The organism is Mesorhizobium sp. M1217, assembly GCF_040318275.1.
Taxonomy (GTDB): Bacteria; Pseudomonadota; Alphaproteobacteria; order Rhizobiales; family Rhizobiaceae; genus Mesorhizobium.
In genome coordinates, this window is the sequence record NZ_JAMYMA010000010.1 from 191100 (window position 1) to 212835 (window position 21736).

20 protein-coding genes and 1 pseudogene are annotated in these 21736 nt (G+C 60.8%); 8 read left to right on the forward strand and 13 right to left on the reverse strand.

Annotated elements, in window-relative coordinates; all coding sequences use genetic code 11:
- Positions 1 to 2: 2 nt before the first annotated feature.
- Complete coding sequence (locus NKH37_RS18855) at positions 3 to 1667, reverse strand: ABC transporter ATP-binding protein (RefSeq protein ID WP_353003693.1); 1665 nt, start codon at positions 1665 to 1667, stop codon at positions 3 to 5.
- Between the two features lie 846 nt (positions 1668 to 2513).
- Between NKH37_RS18855 and NKH37_RS18860 the strand changes: the two genes are divergently transcribed.
- Together NKH37_RS18860 and NKH37_RS18865 are read left to right on the forward strand one after the other, a co-directional pair.
- Positions 2514 to 3587 carry a tartrate dehydrogenase gene (locus NKH37_RS18860; protein WP_353003695.1) on the forward strand — a complete coding sequence of 358 codons (1074 nt, stop codon included), beginning with the start codon at positions 2514 to 2516 and terminating at the stop codon, positions 3585 to 3587.
- A 10-nt stretch (positions 3588 to 3597) separates the two neighbouring features.
- Complete coding sequence (locus NKH37_RS18865) at positions 3598 to 4074, forward strand: Lrp/AsnC family transcriptional regulator (protein WP_023718597.1); 477 nt, start codon at positions 3598 to 3600, stop codon at positions 4072 to 4074.
- A 326-nt stretch (positions 4075 to 4400) separates the two neighbouring features.
- Here the strand turns inward: NKH37_RS18865 and NKH37_RS18870 are convergent, their stop codons facing one another.
- Together NKH37_RS18870 and NKH37_RS18875 are read right to left on the reverse strand one after the other, a co-directional pair.
- Complete coding sequence (locus NKH37_RS18870; RefSeq protein WP_031193879.1) at positions 4401 to 5777, reverse strand: aspartate aminotransferase family protein; 1377 nt, start codon at positions 5775 to 5777, stop codon at positions 4401 to 4403.
- 96 nt (positions 5778 to 5873) lie between these two features.
- Positions 5874 to 6110 (reverse strand): hypothetical protein, encoded by a 237-nt coding sequence (locus NKH37_RS18875; protein ID WP_023718599.1) that lies wholly within the window; start codon positions 6108 to 6110, stop codon positions 5874 to 5876.
- A gap of 322 nt (positions 6111 to 6432) precedes the next feature.
- Here NKH37_RS18875 and NKH37_RS18880 point away from each other — a divergent pair, with 322 nt between their 5' ends.
- A complete protein-coding gene (locus tag NKH37_RS18880) occupies positions 6433 to 7122 on the forward strand; it encodes a haloacid dehalogenase type II (protein WP_352483204.1) in 690 nt (229 codons plus the stop codon).
- A gap of 156 nt (positions 7123 to 7278) precedes the next feature.
- Here NKH37_RS18880 and NKH37_RS18885 read toward each other — a convergent pair whose 3' ends face one another.
- The 5 genes from NKH37_RS18885 to argE all read right to left on the reverse strand — a co-directional run bounded on the left by NKH37_RS18885 (position 7279) and on the right by argE (position 12426).
- A complete protein-coding gene (locus NKH37_RS18885) occupies positions 7279 to 8754 on the reverse strand; it encodes an NAD-dependent succinate-semialdehyde dehydrogenase (protein WP_352483203.1) in 1476 nt (491 codons plus the stop codon).
- A gap of 18 nt (positions 8755 to 8772) precedes the next feature.
- Entirely contained in the window at positions 8773 to 9816 is a 1044-nt protein-coding gene (locus tag NKH37_RS18890) for a tartrate dehydrogenase (protein WP_353003697.1), read from the reverse strand.
- Positions 9817 to 9989: 173 nt separating this feature from the next.
- Entirely contained in the window at positions 9990 to 10346 is a 357-nt protein-coding gene (locus tag NKH37_RS18895) for a cupin domain-containing protein (RefSeq protein WP_023718603.1), read from the reverse strand.
- A 14-nt stretch (positions 10347 to 10360) separates the two neighbouring features.
- A complete protein-coding gene (locus NKH37_RS18900) occupies positions 10361 to 11284 on the reverse strand; it encodes a 2-hydroxyacid dehydrogenase (protein WP_023718604.1) in 924 nt (307 codons plus the stop codon).
- A 17-nt stretch (positions 11285 to 11301) separates the two neighbouring features.
- Entirely contained in the window at positions 11302 to 12426 is a 1125-nt protein-coding gene (gene argE, locus NKH37_RS18905) for an acetylornithine deacetylase (RefSeq protein WP_353003699.1), read from the reverse strand.
- Between the two features lie 238 nt (positions 12427 to 12664).
- Between argE and NKH37_RS18910 the strand changes: the two genes are divergently transcribed.
- Complete coding sequence (locus NKH37_RS18910; protein ID WP_023718606.1) at positions 12665 to 13543, forward strand: GNAT family N-acetyltransferase; 879 nt, start codon at positions 12665 to 12667, stop codon at positions 13541 to 13543.
- Positions 13544 to 13631: 88 nt separating this feature from the next.
- Here the strand turns inward: NKH37_RS18910 and NKH37_RS18915 are convergent, their stop codons facing one another.
- Genes NKH37_RS18915 through NKH37_RS18925 form a run of 3 tightly spaced genes read right to left on the reverse strand, consistent with a single transcriptional unit; the run spans position 13632 to position 16643 of the window.
- Positions 13632 to 14471, reverse strand: coding sequence for an ABC transporter ATP-binding protein (locus NKH37_RS18915; RefSeq protein ID WP_023718607.1), 840 nt, complete (start codon positions 14469 to 14471; stop codon positions 13632 to 13634).
- The gene (locus tag NKH37_RS18920) at positions 14465 to 15544 is read right to left on the reverse strand and encodes a FecCD family ABC transporter permease (protein ID WP_352589389.1); all 1080 of its coding nucleotides are present in this window, start codon (positions 15542 to 15544) and stop codon (positions 14465 to 14467) included. Before NKH37_RS18920 ends, NKH37_RS18915 begins: the two co-directional genes overlap by 7 nt.
- Positions 15534 to 16643 (reverse strand): ABC transporter substrate-binding protein, encoded by a 1110-nt coding sequence (locus NKH37_RS18925; protein ID WP_353003756.1) that lies wholly within the window; start codon positions 16641 to 16643, stop codon positions 15534 to 15536. The genes NKH37_RS18920 and NKH37_RS18925 overlap by 11 nt, the downstream gene beginning before the upstream one ends.
- A gap of 143 nt (positions 16644 to 16786) precedes the next feature.
- Between NKH37_RS18925 and NKH37_RS18930 the strand changes: the two genes are divergently transcribed.
- Entirely contained in the window at positions 16787 to 17599 is an 813-nt protein-coding gene (locus tag NKH37_RS18930) for a class I SAM-dependent methyltransferase (protein ID WP_352815128.1), read from the forward strand.
- Positions 17600 to 17660: 61 nt separating this feature from the next.
- Positions 17661 to 17864: pseudogene (locus NKH37_RS18935) on the forward strand (FAD-dependent oxidoreductase); the annotation flags it as partial.
- Positions 17865 to 17978: 114 nt separating this feature from the next.
- On the opposite strand, the gene NKH37_RS18940 reads toward NKH37_RS18935, so the two are convergent.
- Entirely contained in the window at positions 17979 to 18860 is an 882-nt protein-coding gene (locus NKH37_RS18940) for an alpha/beta fold hydrolase (protein ID WP_352639331.1), read from the reverse strand.
- Positions 18861 to 18869: 9 nt separating this feature from the next.
- Complete coding sequence (locus NKH37_RS18945; protein WP_353003702.1) at positions 18870 to 19928, reverse strand: sugar phosphate isomerase/epimerase family protein; 1059 nt, start codon at positions 19926 to 19928, stop codon at positions 18870 to 18872.
- 148 nt (positions 19929 to 20076) lie between these two features.
- On the opposite strand from NKH37_RS18945, the gene NKH37_RS18950 reads away from it, so the two are divergent.
- Together NKH37_RS18950 and NKH37_RS18955 are read left to right on the forward strand one after the other, a co-directional pair.
- Positions 20077 to 20916 carry a helix-turn-helix transcriptional regulator gene (locus NKH37_RS18950; RefSeq protein ID WP_353003704.1) on the forward strand — a complete coding sequence of 280 codons (840 nt, stop codon included), beginning with the start codon at positions 20077 to 20079 and terminating at the stop codon, positions 20914 to 20916.
- A gap of 199 nt (positions 20917 to 21115) precedes the next feature.
- On the forward strand, positions 21116 to 21391 hold the full coding sequence (locus tag NKH37_RS18955; RefSeq protein ID WP_352639326.1) for a hypothetical protein: 276 nt from the start codon (positions 21116 to 21118) through the stop codon (positions 21389 to 21391).
- The last annotated feature ends 345 nt before the right edge of the window (positions 21392 to 21736 follow it).

Here is a 21736-nt window from a genome sequence, read left to right on the forward strand (position 1 = left end):
TCTTATGCGTTTGCTGCAACTGGACGGGCATTGCCCGGCCGCTCTCCTGGAATTGCCGCTACGAGTTGGCGCGTGTAGGCTGCTTGCGGGTTCAGGAATATCTGCGAGGGCGGTCCGCGCTCGACGATCCGGCCCTTCTGCATCACAGCGATTTCGTCGCAGATCTGGCTGGCGACGCGCAGGTCGTGTGTGATGAAAACCATCGACACGCCGGTCTCGCGCTGGATCTGGTCCAGAAGCTGCAGGATCTGCGCCTGGATCGAAACGTCGAGTGCGGAGACCGCCTCGTCGGCAATGAGCAGCTTCGGCTTGAACATCAGCGCACGAGCGATGCCGATGCGCTGGCGTTGCCCACCCGAGAACTCGTGCGGATAGCGGCCAAAGGCGCCGGCATCGAGACCGACATGAGCCAGGAGCGCACGCGCTTCCTCGCGCGCTTGGGCATAAGGCATCCCGTGTGCCACCGGCCCTACCGTCATGATGTGGCCAACCGTTGAGCGTGGGTTCAGCGACGCGAAGGGATCCTGGAAGATCATCTGGATCCGCGGTCGAAGAGGGCGGAACTTCGCTTCGGAAAGCTTGGCTATGTCAGATCCGTCGAACAAAATCCCGCCGCCGTCGCTGTCCAGCAGTTTGATCAACAGCCGGCCCAGCGACGACTTTCCCGAACCGCTCTCGCCTACGACCCCCAGCGTGCGGCCGGGCGCGAGTTCGAACGAGACCTCGTTCACCGCTGTCACAGTCCGCTGCGCGCCGAACAGCGCGCTGCCACCACGATAGGTCTTCACCAGACCCTCAACCTTCAGGATCGGCTCCTTGCTGGCCGACTCCAGACGAGGGCGATCTTCGCCGGTCAAATGCGGTACGGCCGCGATCAGGCGCCGGGTATAAGGATGCTTGGGCGACTTCAACACCTGCTCGGCGCTACCCTGTTCGACGATGTGGCCCTTTTCCATCACCACGACGCTGTCGGCGATCTCTGCCACCACACCGAAATCATGGGTGATGAACATCACGCTCATGCCCTTGCGCCGCTGAATGTCGCTGATCAGTTGCAGGATCTGTGCCTGGGTGGTGACGTCGAGGGCGGTGGTTGGCTCATCGGCGATCAGCACCGTCGGCTCGAGCGCCAAGGCCATGGCAATCATGACGCGCTGCCGTTGCCCGCCCGAAAGCCGGAAAGGATACTGGTGATACATGAGTTGGGGATCTGGTAGGCCCACTTCAGTGAGCAGCTCAACGGCGCGGTTGCGGCAGGTTCGTGGCGTACCGAAGCCATGCGCGGCCATGACCTCGTCAATCTGCGCGCCCACCGTCATCAGGGGATTGAGCGCTGAGAGCGGATCCTGAAAGATCATCGATACGACCCGTCCACGCAGGTTGCGCAGCTTGTCTGGCGACATGCCGATGATGTTCATCCCCTCCAGCTGGATGACACCCGATGAGAGGCGGATCACCTTTGGCAGAAGCCCCATGATCGCGTTCGCCGTGACCGACTTACCCGATCCGGACTCGCCTATGATGCAGAGGATCTGGCCGCGTTTCAGATCAAACGAGATATTCTCGACCGCATGGACCCGCTCCATGCCGGCCGGCAGGCTTACGGTCAGGTCGCGCACCGAAAGCGCAACTTCATGAGGAGCTACAGCTTGGATGCTGGCGATCATCGAGACCTCTCCCTTCTCAGCCGCGCTCTTTAGCCCGCTGCGGATTGCGTTTTCGATCTCCGCCTCGTGGCGATCAATCGGTCAAACTGTTCCCGATCGTGAGCTCTCCGGCTCACTTTCAAGCCTCCCTGTCGTGGCCCTGCGGAGCCTGCCTGCCTCTTGGCGGATGTCCGGGGAGTAACGGACCTTAGTCGACAATGAGTGTGACCCCTTCTGGCCGGCAGAGTCGTTGAAACTTAGCACGCAGGCAGCAGGAACTTCTGCAAAGGAGGCCAAATTTGGCATTTCACTCTGCGCGTTTTCCGCCGCCCGGGTCACGCGACCGCATCCTTCAGACGATAGTATGTGCCTACCGTGGGAGGCATGGGAGGAAACCATGGCTTGCCGGTGTGAATCACAGCCACCTCGAAATCCCCCGAGACCGGATCGGCCACAGATCCGCCAATGGAACCGAAGTATCGTGCCAGTAGGAAGCAAACTTCATTACCGTGTCACCCTCATACTCATCCGGGGTCGATCCGATGCAATGAGTGTATGATCGACTCCGCAGGTGAGGTGCGACCCAACCGGTCATTCGTCGCAACAATTGCCCGTCTTTCATCCCTCAAACGGCAGGATGTTCCGCCCTCGTACAAAGTTCACGGCTTACGGCTGAGGCCCATACGCTAGGCTGCGCTTGGGCAGCGAGACCAGTGTCGATCCGCGTCCTAGTTGACCGAAGCGCCTGAAGACCGTGGCGTGGGGCCAGGTCACTGAATTCTGAGAAGACCGTCTTGCCAAGGTACAATCGGTCGCGCACGAGATTGAGGTCACGAGGCGGCCAGCACCAAAAACAGGGAAGTAACGATGCGCGAATATGAGATTGCCGCCATTCCTGCCGACGGGATCGGCCCGGAGGTGATTGCCGCAGGTCTCCAGGCGCTTGAGGTGCTGCAGCAGCGCTGCGGCGACTTCAAGCTGCGCGTCCAGCACTTCGACTGGGGCTCAGACTATTACAAGGCCCATGGTCGGATGATGCCCGAAGATGGAGTGGCGCAACTGAAGCGCTTCGACGCCATCTTCTTTGGCGCGGTAGGCGCTCCCGATCTGCCCGACGACATCACGCTCTGGGGCCTCCGGCTGCCGATCTGCCAAGGCTTTGATCAGTACGCCAACGTGCGGCCGACCAGGATATTGCCCGGGATTGGTTCGCCGCTGGCGGGCGTTGGCCCTGGCGATCTGGATTGGGTGATCGTGCGTGAGAATTCCGAGGGCGAGTATTCGGGCCACGGCGGCCGCGCCCATCGCGGCCTCCCCGAGGAGGTCGGAACCGAGGTCGCGATCTTCACGCGCGTCGGCGTCACCCGCATCATGCGCTATGCATTCCGGCTGGCGCAGTCACGGCCGCGAAAGCTCCTGACTGTTGTTACGAAATCCAACGCGCAGCGTCACGGCATGGTAATGTGGGACGAAATCGCAGCCGAGGTGGCGCGGGAATTCCCCGACGTCGAGTGGGACAAGATGCTAGTCGATGCTATGACAGTGCGTATGACGTTGAAACCTCGGAGCCTAGATACGATCGTCGCCACCAATCTTCACGCCGACATATTGTCGGACCTTGCAGGCGCGCTCGCGGGCAGTCTCGGCGTTGCACCGACCGCCAACATTGATCCCGAGCGGCGCTATCCCTCGATGTTCGAGCCAATTCACGGCTCGGCATTCGACATCGCCGGCAAGGGTATCGCCAACCCGGTCGCCACCTTCTGGACCGCTGCCCAGATGCTCGAACATCTGGGCGAGAGCGCAGCGGCCGTCCGGTTGATGAGCGCTGTGGAAACGGCGACGAGTGAAGGGGTGCTGACGCCCGACGTGGGAGGGACAGCGACCACGCAGGAAGTGACGGACGCCGTCTGCCGGACGATCCGCGGTTCGAACGTGTGACAGATTTCCAATGAAGCTCGACAAGATCGACATCAAGATCTTATCCCAATTGCAAAAGAACGGGCGGGTCACGAATGTCGAGCTAGCCGACCTGGTCAACCTTTCGCCGAGCCCTTGCCTGATGCGGGTGAAGAAGCTTCAGGCGGAAGGCTTCATCACCGGCTATTCCGCCCAGATCGACGTGTCCAAGCTCGGACAGACTCTAACGATCTTCACCGAAGTCACGCTCAAGCACCATCAACAGAACGACTTCGCGAGATTTCTCACCGCAATTCAGAAAGTCGATTCTGTCATCGAATGCCATCTGGTTTCAGGCGGTTACGACTACCTAGTGAAGTTTGTCACAGCGGGCATCAGCGAGTACCAGACGATCATGGAGCGCATGATCGAATTGGATATCGGAATCGACAAATATTTCAGCTTCGTCGTGCTGAAGTCCCCAATCGTGAAATCCCATTTGCCTCTCGACATCATTTTCGACAAATGAGAAAGCTGCTCCGCAGTCTTGGACCTGGAGAGCCGCGCGCCAGCGCTCCCTGTTGCTGTTTTCGCTGCGCTTGTGCAACGGCAAGAGAATCCACATACCGGCAAATTGCTTTGCACTTGGCAGACGGCGGCATCACCTGAGGATTTGCTTTGGGGCCGCTAACGCGCGTCGCGTTCGACCGGCCTCGTGCGACGCGCTTTAGGTTCTTGTTTTCTTTAGGTTCTTGTTTTGATGCATGTCGTTATCGCAAAACCGCTGCACACTTTTGCGCGACATGCATTAGGCGTCTACCGCAGTGACCGAGGTCGCTTCGGCGATGGCAATGATCATCCCTTCATCGCTGACCGAACGTCCTTGTCTTCGAGGGTTTGATCCAGCGTCATTCGGGTACGTTCGAGGATTCCATCAATATCGTCCTCGGTGCAGCAGAGCGGCGGCGCAAAGCCGAGGATGCCGCTGTTGAAGGAGCGGATGACAAGGCCGTTCGCCCACGCGCGCTCGAAGATGCGGCGCCCCGGATCGGCCGCCGCCGGCAGCGGCGTTTTGCGCTCCTTGTCGGTGACCAACTCAATTGCTGCCAGCATGCCGCGACCGCGGATGTCGCCAACCAGCGGGTGGTTGGTGAGCGAGCGAAGGCCGTCCATCAGGCGCTTCCCGGCCTTGCGCCCATTCTCGAGCAAGCTGTCTTCATAGAGACGGAGGCATTCGAGCCCGACCGCCGCGCTCACGGGATGGGCCGAATAAGTATAGCCATGGCCGACAGCCGCTTTGCCGGCTCCGTCCGCGATGGTATTGTAGACGTGGTCCGACATGAAGACGGCGCCCATCGGCACGTAGCCCGAGGTCAGTCCCTTCGCCGTGGTTATGAAATCCGGCACGACCTCGTCTTCCTCACAGGCGAAGAGGGGGCCGGTACGGCCAAAGGCAGTGATAACTTCGTCGACAACGAACAGAATGTCGTGTTCCTTGCACACGGCGTGCAGAGCCTTCAGCCAACCCGTTGGTGGAACGAGGACACCGCCCGAACCCTGGATGGGTTCGGCGTAGAAGGCCGCAACGCGGCCCGCGCCGAGTTCCGCGATTTTGGCCCGCAGGGCCGCGACCGATGCATCGATGATCGCCTGCGGGTCGGAACCGACGGGATTGCGATAGGCGTAGTGCGAAGGAATTTTGTGCTGCCAGTCGTATGGCACGCCGAAACCCGCATGGAAAGCCGGGATCGCGGTCAGACCTGACCCTGCCGTCGAGGATCCATGGTAGCCATACTCGACCGAGATGAACTGGTCCTTTTGCGGCGTACCCGTGGCATGGTAGTAATAGCGAATGAAGCGGATCGTACTGTCTATCGCGTCGGAGCCGCCAAGCGTGAAATAGACATGGTTCAAATCGCCGGGCGCCAGTTCGGCAAGCCTGGCAGCAAGGCGAATGGCAGGCTCGGATCCTAGCCCGAAATATCCCGTCGCATAGGGAAGCTCTCTTAGCTGCTTTGCGGCTGCTTCAACGACGCTTTCCTGGCCGTATCCGATGTTTACACACCATAGACCGGCGAATCCGTCCAGCAGGGTTTTCCCGCTTGCATCGGTCACTGTTGCGCCCTTGGCGGATTTGAGCACCCGCACGCCCGTCTCCTCGTGGCTCCGATAGCATGAAAACGGGTGAACCAGATGTGCGCGATCGAGTTCGATCAGTGAGTTTGCCAGCATTTCTTCCTCCGATTCAGCGTAGTGCCTGACTGACGAGAGCATAAGTCCGGTGTGGTGTGGTTTCGTCCTTCAGCTCATCTGCGGTTCGTCGCATCATTATGCCACCGACGACGTGAGCCAGGCAGGACGGGTGAGCCATTCGCCGATATCTGTAGATTCGGTGTCGATACGGACAAACTCGCCCGCACTGTCGGCCAGCAGGAAGTCGATCAGGTTCGGTGCTTCGGAATTGCTTCTCGCCACCACCGGCCCACCAACCTGCCGCGACAGTTCGACAACACCGCTCAGATGCGCCATTGTCATCGTTTCCAGCGTGATCTGCTGCGCGGTCATGGTTCATTCCGGGCCTGAATTCTCCTAGGCCCAAGATAGGCTGCCGCGGACAGCAGTTCCTCCCGACCAGAACCTGAGCGATAGGCGTTTTGACTTTCCTTTGCCGCTGGCGCCGTATCTTATGCCGACGCACGGCTGAAAGGTCGCGCTCCCGCCGAAGCTCGAAACGAACTCAGGCGCAACTCTCTGCCAAAGCTCTCACGCAATACAAAACAATCTGCTTCAGGGCACATCGAATGCGGCGACTAGTCTTCTCGGTTCTCACTATGATCCTTGCTGTTAAAGGCACGCTGTGCCGACAGGATTGGAAGGATCGACGCTCATGACCCAGTTCAGACCGAAATACATCACCTTCGACTGCTACGGTACACTGACCAACTTCGACATGGCGGGCGCGGCGAGACGCGTATACGGCGCGCAGCTCTCTCCAGCTGGGATGGCGCAGTTCATCAGGGATTTCTCGGCCTATCGCCTCGATGAGGTTCTTGGCGCCTGGAAGCCGTACAGCGAGGTCGTGCACAATTCTGTGGAACGGACCTGCAAACGCAACGGCGTCGCATTCCGGCCCGAGGATGCCCAGCGCATCTATGCGGAAGTGCCGACATGGGGTCCGCACCCGGATGTCCCGGCGGGCCTGGCCAAGGTCGCCAAGGAAATCCCGCTGGTGATCCTGTCGAACTCCATGAAGAGCCTGATCATGTCGAACGTGGAAAAACTCGGCGCGCCGTTCCACATGGTCATCACGGCCGAGGAGACCGGCGCCTACAAGCCTTTGATGAAGGGCTTCGAATATATGTTCGAGAAGCTCGGCTGCGGCCCGGAGGACATTACGCACGTGTCGTCCTCATTTCGCTATGATCTCATGACCGCCTATGATCTCGGTATCAAGAGCAAGGTCTGGGTGAACCGCGGCCACGAGCCTGCAAACCCCTTCTACGAATATACCGAAATCAAGGATATCGGCGGTCTGGCCGGCGCCATCGGACTGGAGCCCGTTCGGGAATTCGCCTGAACGTCTGTTTGCTGGCGCAGTCGCGCCAGACTGAGGTGCTCCCAAAACGTTAATAATCACTGGTCGCAATAGAGAAAGGGGCGGTTTTCACCGCCCCTTTCTTTGTTGTTCCAACGCTTTAGGGGCTGCAAGTGTTTCCACCTGCTTGCAAGATAACTAGTTAAGCCCGCCAACATGAAGCGTCTTGACCTCGAGATATTCCTCGATGCCGAGCTGCGATCCTTCGCGCCCCACTCCTGACTGCTTGACACCGCCGAAAGGCGCAACCTCGGTCGAGATCATGCCTGTGTTGAGCCCGACCATACCGAACTCCAGCGCCTCGGCAACACGCCATGACCGTTGGAGGTTGTCGGTGTAGAAGTAGGCGGCAAGGCCGAACGGCGTACCGTTCGCGATGGCGATGGCCTCTTCCTCCGTCTCGAAGCGAAAAAGCGGCGCCACCGGACCGAACGTCTCTTCCGATGCCAGGAGCATCTCGGTAGTAGCCTCTCCCAGCACGACGGGCCGTGCATATTGCTTGCCCTCCGGCACCGTCTCGCTCTGGGCGATGATCTGCGCACCTTTCGCCTGTGCATCCGCGATGTGACGCTCGATCTTGTCGATCGCGGCCGCGTTGATCATCGGGCCGATCTCAGTGCCCTCGTCGGTCCCTGCGCCAACCCTCATCCGCGTGACGCGCTGGCTCAGCTTTTCGGCGAAAGCGGCGTAAACGCCTTCCTGCACGAGAATCCGGTTCGCGCAAACGCAGGTTTGACCGCCATTGCGGAACTTGGATGCGATCACCCCTTCAATTGCCTTATCCAGATCGGCGTCGTCAAAGACGATGAAGGGCGCGTTGCCGCCAAGCTCCAGGCTCAGCCGCTTGATGCTATCGGCCGCGCCACGCATGAGCAGCGCACCGACGCGGGTCGAACCGGTGAACGAGATCTTGCGCACCGTCTCGTTGGCCATCAGCTCTTTGCCGATCTCCGCCGGCATGCCGGTTACGATGTTGATAACGCCTGCCGGGATGCCGGCTCGGTCCGCCAGGACGCCGAGCGCGAGCGCCGAGAATGGCGTAAATTCCGACGGCTTGATGACAACCGTGCAACCTGCGGCCAGCGCCGGTGCTACTTTGCGCGTGATCATCGCGTTGGGGAAATTCCACGGCGTGATGATGGCGCAGACGCCGACGGGTTCTTTCAGCACCAGAATGCGGCGATCGGCCGTGGGTGACGGAATGGTCGAGCCACCGATCCGGCGCGCCTCCTCCGCAAACCATTTCACAAAAGATGCGCCGTAGCGGATTTCCGCCAACGCCTCGGCAAGCGGCTTGCCTTGTTCCAGCGTCAGCAGGAGCGCGAGATCCTGTTCGTGCTGGCGGATGAGGTCGTGCCAGCGCTCCAGAAATCCTGCACGCTCGGCATGGGTCCTTTTCTTCCAGCCTTTGAAGGCCTCAGCCGCAGCGTCGATTGCGGCTCTCGTCTCGTTCTCCGCCATTTCGGGAACGGTGCCGAGAACACTTTGGCTGGCAGGGTCAATGACATCGACCACGCCCTTCGTTTCCGCATCCCACCAGACACCGCCAATCAGCGCCTGCTGGCGGAAAAGGTCGGAATCGTTGAACATACCAATCTTCGTCATCGCATTCATGGTCTTTCCTCTGCTCTTTCAGGTTAATCCTGCCAGCACGGCCTGCGTGATTGTTTCAGTCCTGTCCTTGCCTGCGATCGTGCCAATCCCCCGCGCGGTTGCGGACTCGATCGCCGACATCACTTCTGCCGCAGCCTGCCCCTCACCCAGATGCCCGAGCATCATCGCACCGGACCAGATCGCGGCGATCGGATTGGCGACGCCGAGATGCGCGATGTCGGGCGCCGAACCATGGACCGGCTCGAACATGGAAGGCGCGCTGCGATCGGGATTGATATTGGCAGAGGCGGCATAACCCAGCCCGCCCTGGATGGCCGCTCCAATATCAGTGAGGATGTCGCCAAACAGGTTCGAGGCGACGATTACGTCGAGGCTTTCCGGCGCCAGCACCATGCGGGCAGCCATGGCGTCGATGTGGTAGTGCGAGACCTCTACATCGGAATAGTCTTTCGCTATCTCGCGCGTGACCTCATCCCAGAAAACCATGGAATGTTTCTGCGCGTTGGATTTGGTGACAGATGCCAGCTTCTTGCGGCGCGCCCGCGCCTGTTCGAAACCGAAACGCATGATCCGTTCGACACCCGCACGCGTGAAGATTGCTGTCTCAATCGCGACCTCATTGGCTGTGCCGGAATGGACGCGCCCGCCGGCGCCGGAATATTCGCCTTCCGTATTCTCGCGGATGCACAGGATGTCGAAACCATCGGAGCGGAGGGGCCCCTGAACGCCCGGCAACAGCCGGTGCGGTCGTATGTTGGCGTACTGCGTGTACCCTTTGCGGATCGGCAGGAGCAATCCGTGAAGCGATACTGAGTCGGGCACTTCTGCGGACCAGCCCACAGCGCCGAGATAGATCGCATCGAATTTTCGAAGTGTCTCGATGCCGTCTGACGGCATCATTGCACCGGTCTCCAGGTAGTAGGCGCACGACCATGGGAATCTTGTGTCAGCAAGGGCGAAACCGCCCCGCTTAGCCGCCGCCTGCAGCACCTGCCATGCCGCCTGCGTCACGTTCTTGCCGATGCCGTCGCCGGGGATGAGCGCTATCTTGTAGGTCTTCATTGATGGAGGTCCTCGTTCGCACTAGCGTCATCGGAACAATAGTGGATCGCCCGCCGCATTTTCGGTCGAGGATGAGCCGCCCGACGGCGTCGAATCGCGTCAGGCGGAACTTGGAAAGCCGATTGTTCTGGAACCGCCGCGCGCTCTATTCGGCCGGACCTTGAGCACTGAACTCAGTCATAAACGCTGACGTAGATCTTGCGTACGGTCTCGATCGTGCGCCAGACGCCGACGAAACCCGGCTTCATCACGAAACTGTCGCCGGCGCGGTAGGTCTTGGTCTCACCGCCCTTCTCCTCGATTTCGACGAGACCCGAAACGATGTGGCAGAACTCGTAGATAGTTCCCTTGATCGAATGCGTCTCGCCGGGCGTCGCTTCCCAGACGCCGGTCAGAACTTTCTCACCTTTTGAGGCATCCTGCGCCCAGGTCTTGAAGGATGGAGTGCCGGAAATGAGCCGCTCCGGAGCCGGTAATGCCTCCTTCGGCGCGAAGTCTGGAACTGTGTCGATCGTGATCAGAAGTGACATGTGATGTTTCCTGGTTAGTAGCCGAGTGTCCGATCGACGAGGCCGATCAGTTCTTCTCCGGCGCGGTGGCGCCGGATATTGTCCACGACGGATTGTGCCGCCGTATGCGGTTGCGTCACCGAGGCGATATGCGGCGTTATCATCACCTTCGGATGCGACCAGAGCGGATGGTCTTCCGGGAGCGGTTCTGGATCAGTGACATCAAGCATCGCCGCAGATACATGACCGATGTCGAGCGCGTTGATCAGCGCGGCCTGGTCTAGTTGCGGACCTCTGCCGACATGCAGCAGCTGCGCCCCGACGGGCAGTAAGTCGAAGAACTCTGCATCGAGCATGCCGTGCGTTTGTTCCGTGAGCGGGAGCAGGCAGACGAGAATATCCGTTTGCTTCAGAAAGCCCGCGAGTTGGTCCCTGCCGTGAAAACAGGCGACGTCCTCTATCCGCTTTTCGCTGCGGCTCCACCCGGCAAGCGGAAACTGGAACGGCTTCAAGCGCTCGATAGCCGCGCGGGCCAGCATGCCAAGGCCGAGGAAGCCAACCCGGCGTTCGGCCGCCTGTCGACCGGCAATCGGTTGCCAGAGGCACCTTTTCTGCTGCTCGAGATAGGCGGGCATCTGCCGGTGGAGCGCCAACACGCCGAGCGCGACGTATTCCTGCATCATGCGTATGATGCCATCCTCGACCATGCGCACCAGCTTCACATGGCTTGGCACCACGTCCTGCTTGAACTGGTCGACGCCCGCGCCGGTGGAAAACAGCACTTCCAGATTGCGGCAGCGCGAAATCTCGTCCGGCACCGTCCAGGTAATGAGATAGCGCACCTTCTCTGGCTCCATTTCATCGCCGGAATGGAGGAATTCCAGATCCGGGATCTGGCGCGCAAATATCTCGCGGAAGACCGCGGCACGCGCGGCATCGGAATTGAAAAGAAACGCCATGGTGACCGCCCCTTCCTTCAGGCCGCAAGAAGCGCGCCGAGCCCCTCGATCATCTTCCGGCAAGCGGCGAGTTCACCGATCTCGATATATTCGTCGGCACGATGGGCACGGCCGATATCGCCGGGGCCGCAAATGACCGCATCGATTCCGGCCTGCTGATAAAGCCCGGCCTCCGTACCGAAGCTGACGGCTGCCAGCGGCTCCTGCCCCGTCAGCTCCGTCATAACGGCCGCTAGATCCCTCCCATTCGCGGGCGCAAGGGCGGGATAGGAACTCAACTCGTGCCACGCCACATCGAAGCCACTGTCGCGCAGATCGAAAAGCCGGGCCTTGACCGGCTCAAGCAGGGAGGATGGAGAAACGCCGGGCACGGCACGCACCTCGACGTCAGCGGTGCAACGGTCGGGGATGATGTTGACGGCTTGTCCACCGGCGATGACGCCCACCTGCAAGGAAGAATATGGGGGCTCGAAATTATCATCGAACGGCCCGTCGGCGAGGGATTGGCCATAGGCCACGACGTGCGTGATGACACCGGCCATGGCGTGCACCGCATTGAGTCCGAGATCGGGGCGTGACGAATGGCCGGATCGCCCGATCACCTCGAGCCGTGCGGCCGCCTTCCCCTTGTGCGCGCGCACAGGCTGCATCCGGCTCGGCTCGCCGATAATCGCGCCAAGCGGCTTCTCGCATAAGCTCGGCAACGCCGCTAAGAGGTGCGGCACGCCACGGCAACCCGCCTCTTCGTCATAGGAGAACGCGAGATGAACTGGCTGTCGCAGATTCATCGCCAAAAGTTCGGGAAGCACGGCCAATGCGCAGGCGAGAAAGCCCTTCATGTCGGTGGTGCCGCGGCCGTAAAGCCTGCCGCCCTCGCGGCGCAGGACAAACGGATCCGAGCTCCATTCCGGCTCGCCGGCCGGCACGACATCCATATGTCCAGAGATGATATAGCCCCGAGCCTGGCGCGGGCCGATCGTGACGAAGAGGTTGGACCGGTCACCCTCGGGTCCGGGGAGAACTGTCACCTCGGCTCCTGCCGCCTGACAGTAGTCGCGGATCCAATCGACGATCGCGCTGTTTGGCGTGCCCACAACAGAGGGAAATGCAACCAGAGTCGCGAGGATTTCTTCCACGTTCATGGCGGTCGCTCTGCTTGCACACTATCACCGGTCGCGACCAGCCTACCCGTATGGAGAAGTGTTCCCTGCCGAATCGCGCCGTGCTTTGGCCGAAGATTGCGAAAAAGCACCTCAAACCAGCGAAACCTGCTGGCTTTCCCCTGTAAAGATGCTGCAAAAGAGGCCTGTCGCAAACATGGCAATCGGAGCCTTAGCACCGCGTGCCTTGCGCATTCGTTGAAGGACCGGATCGACTGAGATGCAGAGATCAGTACGCCTGAAATCCTTCGAACTGGTCGCGCGGGACATTGATGATGTCGACGTCAAGCTACTGCACGCGCTGTCGATCTCAGTCCGCTGGCCTCATCGGCCGAAGGATTGGGACTTTCTGCGCCGCGCCGGCCGCGGCATTGTTGCCGTTGATGGTATTGGACGCGTTTTCGGGAGCGCGATGTGGTTTCCCCACGGGGACGATTTCGCCACCATCGGCGTAGTGATCACAACGCCGCGCACGCAAGCGCAAGGAGGCGGCCGATGGCTCATGGACTTGGTGCTCGAGCAATGCGGCGATCGCAACTTGGCACTCAATGCTACCCATGCTGCCTATCCTCTTTATGTCTCACTCGGTTTCACGACCGAGGCGATCGTATACATGCGCCAGGGGGAGGTCCCACAGACACCCCCAACAATGCCGGCCCTGGACGGTCAATTGCAGGCGCTATCGAGCGACAGGCTGAAGGAGATCACGGCGTTGGATACGCGCGCGTTTGGGACAAACCGCGAGAGGCTGCTCGCGTTGCTCGCGGCCGATGCCTCAATCTGCACTTTGAGCCGTGGCGGCGAGATCGTCGGCTATTCCATGTGTCGCGAGTTCGGGCGTGGCCACGTGATCGGCCCCATGGTCGCGCGCAACGATCTAGACGCGGTCCATCTCACAGCCGTGCATCTGAAGGAACTGGCAGGACGGTTCGCCCGCGTCGATACGCGCGAGAAGGATGGCGTGTTTGCCGCGTTTCTCCAGCAGTGCGGCCTCGGCATCGCCGAGACCGTTACGACCATGTCCAAAGGGCACCGCTTTCTGAACCGGGAAGACAATGGGCCTTGGGTCTATGGATTGGCCGGCCACGCCTTGAGTTGAATGCAAGCACGCTGTCGCCTTCAACCAGCGGCCAGAGGATCAGGTCGATCAGTGCGCGCGTCGATCAACCGGCATAATTCGGTTGCCGTCACGCGGCCGGAACGGCTGCCGCTTCGAATCTGCTCCTAATCCCGGATTCGGTTTCCGCTGCCGGCATTATGACCGTCCGACGCCCATCCGCCACGCCATCCACGATGACATGGCCGATGCCGCGCGAGCACGGCTCGATGCGCGCGTTGAGGTGATAAATGTCCCGCAGCAGATCGGATGTGATGACGTCCGGCGATGACCCGCATGCGACCAGCCGGCCGTCCGCGATGACCATTGTCTGATCGCTGAAGCGCAGGGCGTGATTGAGGTCGTGCAGGGCGATCAGCACGACCATGCCTCGCGCCTGAGCAAGTTCCCGCATGAGACCGAGCACTTCCACCTGCCGCGACAGATCGAGTGCTGATGTCGGTTCGTCCATCAGCAGGACCTCGGGCTCACGCACAAGCGTTTGTGCCAGGCTGGCGAGTTGCCGCTGGCCGCCGGAAAGCTCGCCGATGTTGCGGAAAGCGATATCGGCGATGCCGAGCGCCGCCAGGGTCTCGTCGATGCGAGCCAGATCATCGTCGCTCACAGACCAGCCCATACCCTGCTTGCGGGCGAGCAACACTGACTCATAGACGGTGAGCACCGCGTTGGCGGACGTTTCCTGTGGCATGTAGCAGATGCCGCTCTTCCCGCGAATGGCCCCCTCGACATGCATTGCTCCCGGTCCGTGCAGGAGGCCGGCGATGCGCCTGAAGAGCGTCGACTTCCCGGCGGCATTCGGACCGATCACCGCCACGATGTCTCCGCCCTCGAACGCTGGCGTCGTCACATCCCGAAGCCGGAGGCTCGTGCCGTAGCGCGCGCCGAGCGCCTCGAGCCGGATCGTCACCATGAGCGCCTCGTGCTAGACAGGATGAGCGAGATGAAGAACGGGATGCCAATGAGTGAGGTGACGATGCCGATCGGGAAGACCGTCCCCGGGATAAGCGACTTGCTGACGACCGAACTGGCCGACAGGATGAGCGCACCCGACAGGGCCGAGGCGGGCAGGAAGAAGCGTTGGTCCTCGCCGATGACCATGCGCGCGATGTGCGGGCCCACAAGTCCGATAAAGCCTATGGTGCCGACGAAGGCAACGGGGATGGCGGCGAGAAGGCTCACCAGAATCAGCGTCTCAAGCCGCAGGCGGCCGACCTTGACGCCGAAGCTGGCCGCCTTGTCCTCACCAAGCCTCAACGCCGTCAGCGCCCAGGTGCGCCGGGCGAAAATGGGTAAGACTGCGAGGAGAATGAATGTGGTGACTGCAAGCTTGGGCCAGGTGGCCTTGGTGAGGCTGCCCATTGTCCAGAAGACGACCGCCGCCAGCGCTTCCGCCGACGCGAAAAACTGGACGAGCGCGAGCAGCGCATTGAAGGTGAAAACCAGCGCGATGCCGAGCAGCACGATGGTCTCCGCGCTGACGCCGCGCTTTACGCTCAGCACGTGAATGAGGAAGGCCGCCAGCATCGCCATCACAAAGGCGTTGATCGGCACTACATATTCGACTGCGGCGGGGATAAGCCTCACCCCGAAGGCAAGTGCAAGCGCGGCGCCGAAGCTCGCGGCGGCGGATATGCCGAGCGTGAAGGGGCTCGCCAGCGGGTTGTTGAGGATGGTCTGCATCTGTGCGCCGGCCACGGCGAGCGCCGCCCCGACGACGATGGCCATCAGGGCTACCGGCATGCGGATGTCCCAGAGCACCACGCGCACCTGCTGCGGCACCGTGTCGGGAAACACAAGCGCCCGCACGACCTCGGCAAGTCCGTAGCGGGCGGGACCGACCGCAAGGTCGACGCACAGGCTGAAGAGCAGGGCAGCGCCGAGGCCGGCAAGGATCAACTGCCGCCGCCAGACGAGAGCGCGGTAACGCCCTCGTCCATCGGTGCTGTCGAGCGCGGTGCTGATGGCCGTCGATTCAATCGACATCGGTCAGCGAGACCCAGTGGCCGGGCCTGTATGCCACGGGCAGGAATTTCTCGTGCAACTCCCTGAAGGTCGCCTCGGGATCGAGATCGGCGAAAAGATCCGGATGCAGCCACTTCGCCATCTGCTGGATGGCGACGAACTGATAGGGGCTGTTGTAGAACTGATGCCAGATGGCATGCACGGCGCCGTCCTCGACGGCCTTCACGCCGGTCAGCGCCGGCCGCTCGGTCAGCGCCTTCAGCTTGCGCAGCGCCTCTGCCTCATCACGGCCGGGGCCGACGCCGACCCAGGCACCGCCCGGCACATAGGCTTCCCACGAGCCGCCGGTGACGATGATCTGATCCGGGTCGGAGGCGATGATTTGTTCGGGATTGAGTGTGCCGAACGTGCCGGGGATGATGTCATTGGCGATGTTGTCGCCGCCCGCCATCTCGACGAACTTGCCGAAATTGTCGTCGCCGAAGCTCATGCAGCAATCGTCCGAATAGCCGCCGGCGCGTTCGATGAAGACCTTGGGCCTTTCCGGCTTGGCCTTCTCGATGACGTCGGTAACGCGCGCGATCTCGGCGGCGCGCCAGGTGATGAATTCCTCGGCGCGCTCCTCCTTGCCGAACAGCTTGCCGAACAGGCGCGTGCTGGGTTCGGTGTTGGTAAAGGGACGCTCGCGGAAATCGACATAGACCAACGGAATGCCGGCGGCGGCGAGCTTCTCGATATATTTGGCGTCTTCCGTGGCCTGCTTCGACTCGATGTTCATCAGGATGACGTCGGGCTTGAGCGACACCGCCTGCTCGACCTCGAAAGTGCCGTCCTTGAAACCGCCGAAGGTGGGGATCTCCGCCATCCTGGGGAATTTTTCGAGATAGGCGGCGTAGTTGTCCGGATCCGCTTGGCTAAAATCCTCGCGCCAGCCAGCGATGCGCTTGAACGGGTCCTCGGTGTCGAGCGCCGCGACGAGATAGACCTGCCGGCCCTCACCTAGGATTACCCTCTCGACCGGGACGTTCACCTCGACCTGGCGGCCCGTGATGTCAGTCACTGCAACCATTTCGGCCCTGGCGGCCAGCGTCATCGACAGGGCGACGATAGCGGCCGCCATCGTCCCTGCTGGGACCTTTCCGAAATTCATCGCGCCCTCTCTTGAAGTGGATTAGCCAGAGGTGCCTTATAAAAGATGACTTCAATTCTCAAGAAATATCTTTTAGAGCAATTCCAGACTGGTACGACGACAAGGGGTCTGGAATGGCGGGCGAGCCCAATTATTCGCTGCGGGACGAGATACGCGACTATTGGTCGACGCGCGCCGAAACATTCGACCTTTCGGTGGGGCATGAAATCTTCTCACAGCGGGAACGCATGGCCTGGCACAGGCTGATGCTCAAGCACTTGGGCCCCGGGGATGGGCGTCGCGCGCTCGACCTCGCTTGCGGCACCGGGGTTGTATCCCATCTCATGCACGACCTGGGTTATGCCGTGACCGGGCTCGATTGGTCAGAGGCCATGCTTGCCCGCGCGCGTGCAAAGGCGACGCAGAGGGAAAGCGGCATCCGGTTTCTGATCGGCGACGCCGAGCGCACCCTTGAAAAAGGAGAAAGCTACGACGTCCTCGTCACCCGTCATCTCGTCTGGACGTTGGTGGATCCGCGAGCGGCGTTCGCCGAATGGTTCTCGCTGCTCAAGCCTGGCGGACGGCTGCTGATCATTGATGGTGATTTCGTCAGTAGGACCTGGGTAACCCCTCTGCGACAAGTCCTGGAAAGGGCTGTTGGCCGGACAGTCGGGCCAGTCCACGGAGTGGATCAGGCGATGGTGGGCCGCCATCGCAGCATCCTGTCACGGCTCCACTTTTCGCACGGCGCCAAAGCGGACGAGGTCTGCGCGCTTCTCGTCGAGGCTGGCTTCGAAATACCTGTGGTCGACACCCGGCTCGGCGCGATTCATCGCGCGCAGGCGCGGCACATGAACTTCCTCAAGGTCCTGGAACGGTCGATGCAACATCGCTACGCGATCTGCGTGACGAAGCCGGCCTTGCGCATGGGTTCGCCGACATGCTGACCAGCATCGGGCATCGTGCTCCGGAGGCCGGTGGCGCCAGCCCCCAGCTACTCGGTGCCGCCTGATCTACGGCATGGGCTATTCGGGGCATGGCGCGCAATTATCGACGCTGATCGGAAGTGTTTTAGCAGACATTGCAATGGGCCGCACGGATACCAATCCAATCGATGGCATGCACTGGAATGCAGTCCCGCTGCATACCGGCAGGCCGTGGTTCCTGCCGATGGTAGGCACCTATTATCGGCTAAAGGACATGCTAACTTGATTCCATCGAGAGGCCCCAATATGGCCGACCGACACCGCCAACAGAAGGATTCATCGTATCGGCACCTCTCGCTCTTGACCGGCCTCAAGGGACTCCAAAGGGATTCCCAAGATTTCAGTCGGTACCCGCAAGGAATGGAACAAGATCGCGAAGCACGGCTTCCGGCGCCTCTTCCGGAACGATGTGGCCACTACCTTTCACGACGACGCCGCGCAGTTGTTCTGTCACGTCGACGAGGATCGCGCGCGATCCGTCGCCGGCGGAAAACTCCCCGCCCATCGCCAGAACCGGCATCTTCAGTCGAGTTTTCCGGCGCTCCGTGTTCTGGGCGATCGTTTCCGGGATAGCTCGATAGTATGAAAAGCCCGCCCTGAGGGCGCCCGGGCTTGAATAGGCGGCGATGTAGGTGTCAACCGCGACCGCCTCGCGCTGAACCGACCACTGTTCGAACATCCAGGTGAGATATTGCGCCTCGCGACCCTGGATCAGCATCTCTGGGAGGTCAGAGAGCTGGTTGAACATGAAATGCCAGCGGAACTTGAGTTTCTCGACAGGGCCGAAGATTTCGGCATTTGGGGCGATCCCCGGAATGCTCGCATCCATGAGAGCGACGCGCTCCACCGCATCCGGGAAATCGGCTGCGAGCGCGTAGCCGATCCACTTGCCGATGTCGTGGCCAACGACCTGAAACCGCGCATATCCGAGCAAACGCATCAAGCCGTGCAGATCCGCCGCTGCGGTCGCGGTATCATATCCTCGAGCCGGCCGGCTCGACTGCCCGATGCCGCGGGGATCGACCGCGATAGCCTTGAAACCCGCCTCGGCGAGGCCTTTCATGACATGCCGCCAGACATACCAGGTCTGGGGCCAGCCGGGGATGAGCAGGACCGGCAGTCCATCGCCGACCGAAACATGGTGCAGGCGAACGTCGCCGACCTCGCTGTAGCCGTGAACGAAGCCGGCCTCAGAGTCATTCTCTACAGTTGTGCGTTGCATGACTTCCTCCTACACGCCCAGCCCGAGCATCCGGCGATTGGCATCCCGATCGGCACCCGTTCCGGCGAAGTCGTCGAAGACCTCGTCGGTGACCCTGATGATGTGGTCACGGATGAACGCAGCACCTTCGGCAGCTCCATCTTCCTGATTCTTCAGGCAGCATTCCCATTCCAGAACCGCCCAGCCTTCGAACCCGTATTGCGCGAGTTTTGAGAAGATCGGTCGGAACGCGACCTGGCCATCTCCCAGCGAGCGGAAGCGGCCCGCCCGGTCAGTCCAGCCCCGATATCCGCCGTAGACGCCTTGTCGACCGGTCGGATTGAACTCCGCGTCCTTGACGTGAAACATCCGGATGCGCTCGTGGTAAATGTCGATGTAGTCCAGGTATTTCAGTTGTTGCAGCAGCAGGTGGCTCGGATCGTAAAGGATGTTGCAGCGCCGATGGCCTCCGACCTTTTCGAGGAACATTTCGAAGGTTTCGCCGTCATGCAGGTCTTCGCTCGGGTGAATTTCGTAGCAGAGGTCGATGCCTGATTCCTCGCAAGCGTCCAGGATTGGCAACCATCGCTTCGCCATTTCTTCGAATGCAATGTCTACGATCCCTTCCGGACGCTGAGGAAAAGGGAAAAAATAGGGCCACAGTAGCGCTCCCGAGAATGTTCCCATCGCGCTAAGCCCGAGCCTCCTGGAAGCCCTTGCCGCTAGGTTCACCTGCTGCACGGCCCACGCGCTTCGCTCGTTGGGCTTCCCGCGCAGAGCTTCTGGGGCAAAGCCGTCGCACATCGCGTCATAGGCCGGGTGCACGGCGACGAGTTGCCCAAAAAGATGGGTCGCGAGTTCCGTGATGACGATGCCACGCCCAGCGAGCATACCCTTGATGTCGTCGCAATAGGCCTGGCTTTCCGCCGCCTTTTCCACGTCGAACAGCCTCCGATCCCAAGCCGGTATTTGGACACCCTTGAAGCCGAGATTGGCGCACCAGTCGGCAATGCCCTCGAGGCTGTTGAATGGTGCGGCATCGGCACTGAATTGGGCGAGCATCAGGCCAGGCCCCTTCATCGTGTTCATATCATGGTCTCCTCGTGCACTTTGTTTGTCGATCGATAAACAATCGCTTGCGCTGCCGAGTCAATCCTATTATTGGTCGCTCGCTCAAGAATAGACGAATAGATTGATTGCGAAGCAATCGGTCACGCTTTGGGAGGAAGCCGTGTCCTTGATCTATGAGCTTCACTACGGCTCGTTCGGCCATGTGAGCGTATTGGAGCTTTCGGATCCGCTAGCCGAGCACGCGCACTCGATGGCCAATCTCAGCGTCTGGCTCGAAGGGGACCCGGTCGAGCTAAGTGTAGCGTCGAAACGCGGCGGGTTCGATCAAGATCGGGCTACGCTCATCGCGCCGTTTGTATCTCATAGCGTCTCGCTACCTCAGGGAGGCCGCGCTAAGACGCTGTCATTCTACCTTGACCGGCGCTGGCTGGGGACCATTCTCGCTGGGGCCGATCCGACGAGCCGTTTTACGACGGTCGAACTGAAGCTCGACCGGACAAGCCAGGCCCTTGCCGCCGGGATTGGGCGCGACCTCGCCGGCGGCAACGGTCTCCAGATCGACGCACGTATGGAAGCACTGCTGCTCGGCTTGCTTGGCGCCGCGAAGGGCGGACGAGACAGTGCCGACGGAAGGCCCCCGCTCGATTTTCGCCTGTCAAACGCCATCCGCTTGATGCAGGCCGATATCGCCCGCGAGCATTCGCTTAACGAGATCGCTCGCCACGCCGGGATGTCGCGGGCCCGTTTCTTTTCGATGTTCCGCGACCACATGGATCTCACACCAGGTACGTACTGGAACACCTTGCGCATCGAGCACGCTATTTCGATCATGAGACAGCAAGGAATGAACCTCACCCGGCTAGCCGGCGATCTGGGCTTCGATGCCCAAGGGAATTTTTCACGATTCTTCCGCCAGCAAACCGGCGTAGCGCCGAAGCAGTACCGCCGCGCAATGCGGCAAGCGATTTCCAGTAAGAAACGAGTGACAATCGAGACACATGCATGAAACTGCTTCGCTACGGGCCTGCCGGCGCCGAACGTCCCGGACTGCTGGATCGGGAAGGGCGAATTCGCGATCTGGGAGGAATTGTCCAGGACATCGCGGGGACGGCTCTGGCGCTGCCCTCGCTGGAGCGCATTGCCGCATTGGATCCCGAGACCCTGCCTCTCGCAGAGGGGAATCCACGTATAGGGCCATGTGAGATGTGCGGCTACTGCACGACTTGCTCGTATCGGCAGGCGACCAATTCGCTCTCCGCTATGCCGGCCTTCATGCCGTCGCCGCATGCCGCTTGGAGCGCGGTTATCGTCTTATGGGCATCGATATCGGCGCCGAGGACACCCCGATCGAGGCCGGCCTGGGCTTGGCTGTCGGTTGGAGCAAGCCAGACGATTTCATAGGGCGCCATATCGTGGAGGCCCCAGCGAGGCAAGGCGCCGCGCTCGCGCCTGCTTCAGTTCTCTCTTGGCGGCGCCGATAGCGCGCCAATTCTGATCGGCAATGAGGTGATCTGGCGCGACGACGAGCGTGTCGGCACCATTATGGACTTTGGTGGGCCCGGAGGGTGCTTGGAAAGTCAGAAATATCAAAGGCTTATTCGACAGTGGGACTGTGTTGCGTTACTATGCTTTCCAATGTTTTCCGGTTATTTTGTCCCACCTTCTGATGCCGATTGCGTTCATTCGCCCACGAACGAGTGACATCCGCCTAGCTCAAGAGTTTCGGGGCCTGAGCAGGAATGATGCACCATTTCGAGACGTTCGAATTGGCGATTGGCATTGCAGTTTCATCCTAGACCAAGACTAGTTCTGCCAAGTTAGCGTCA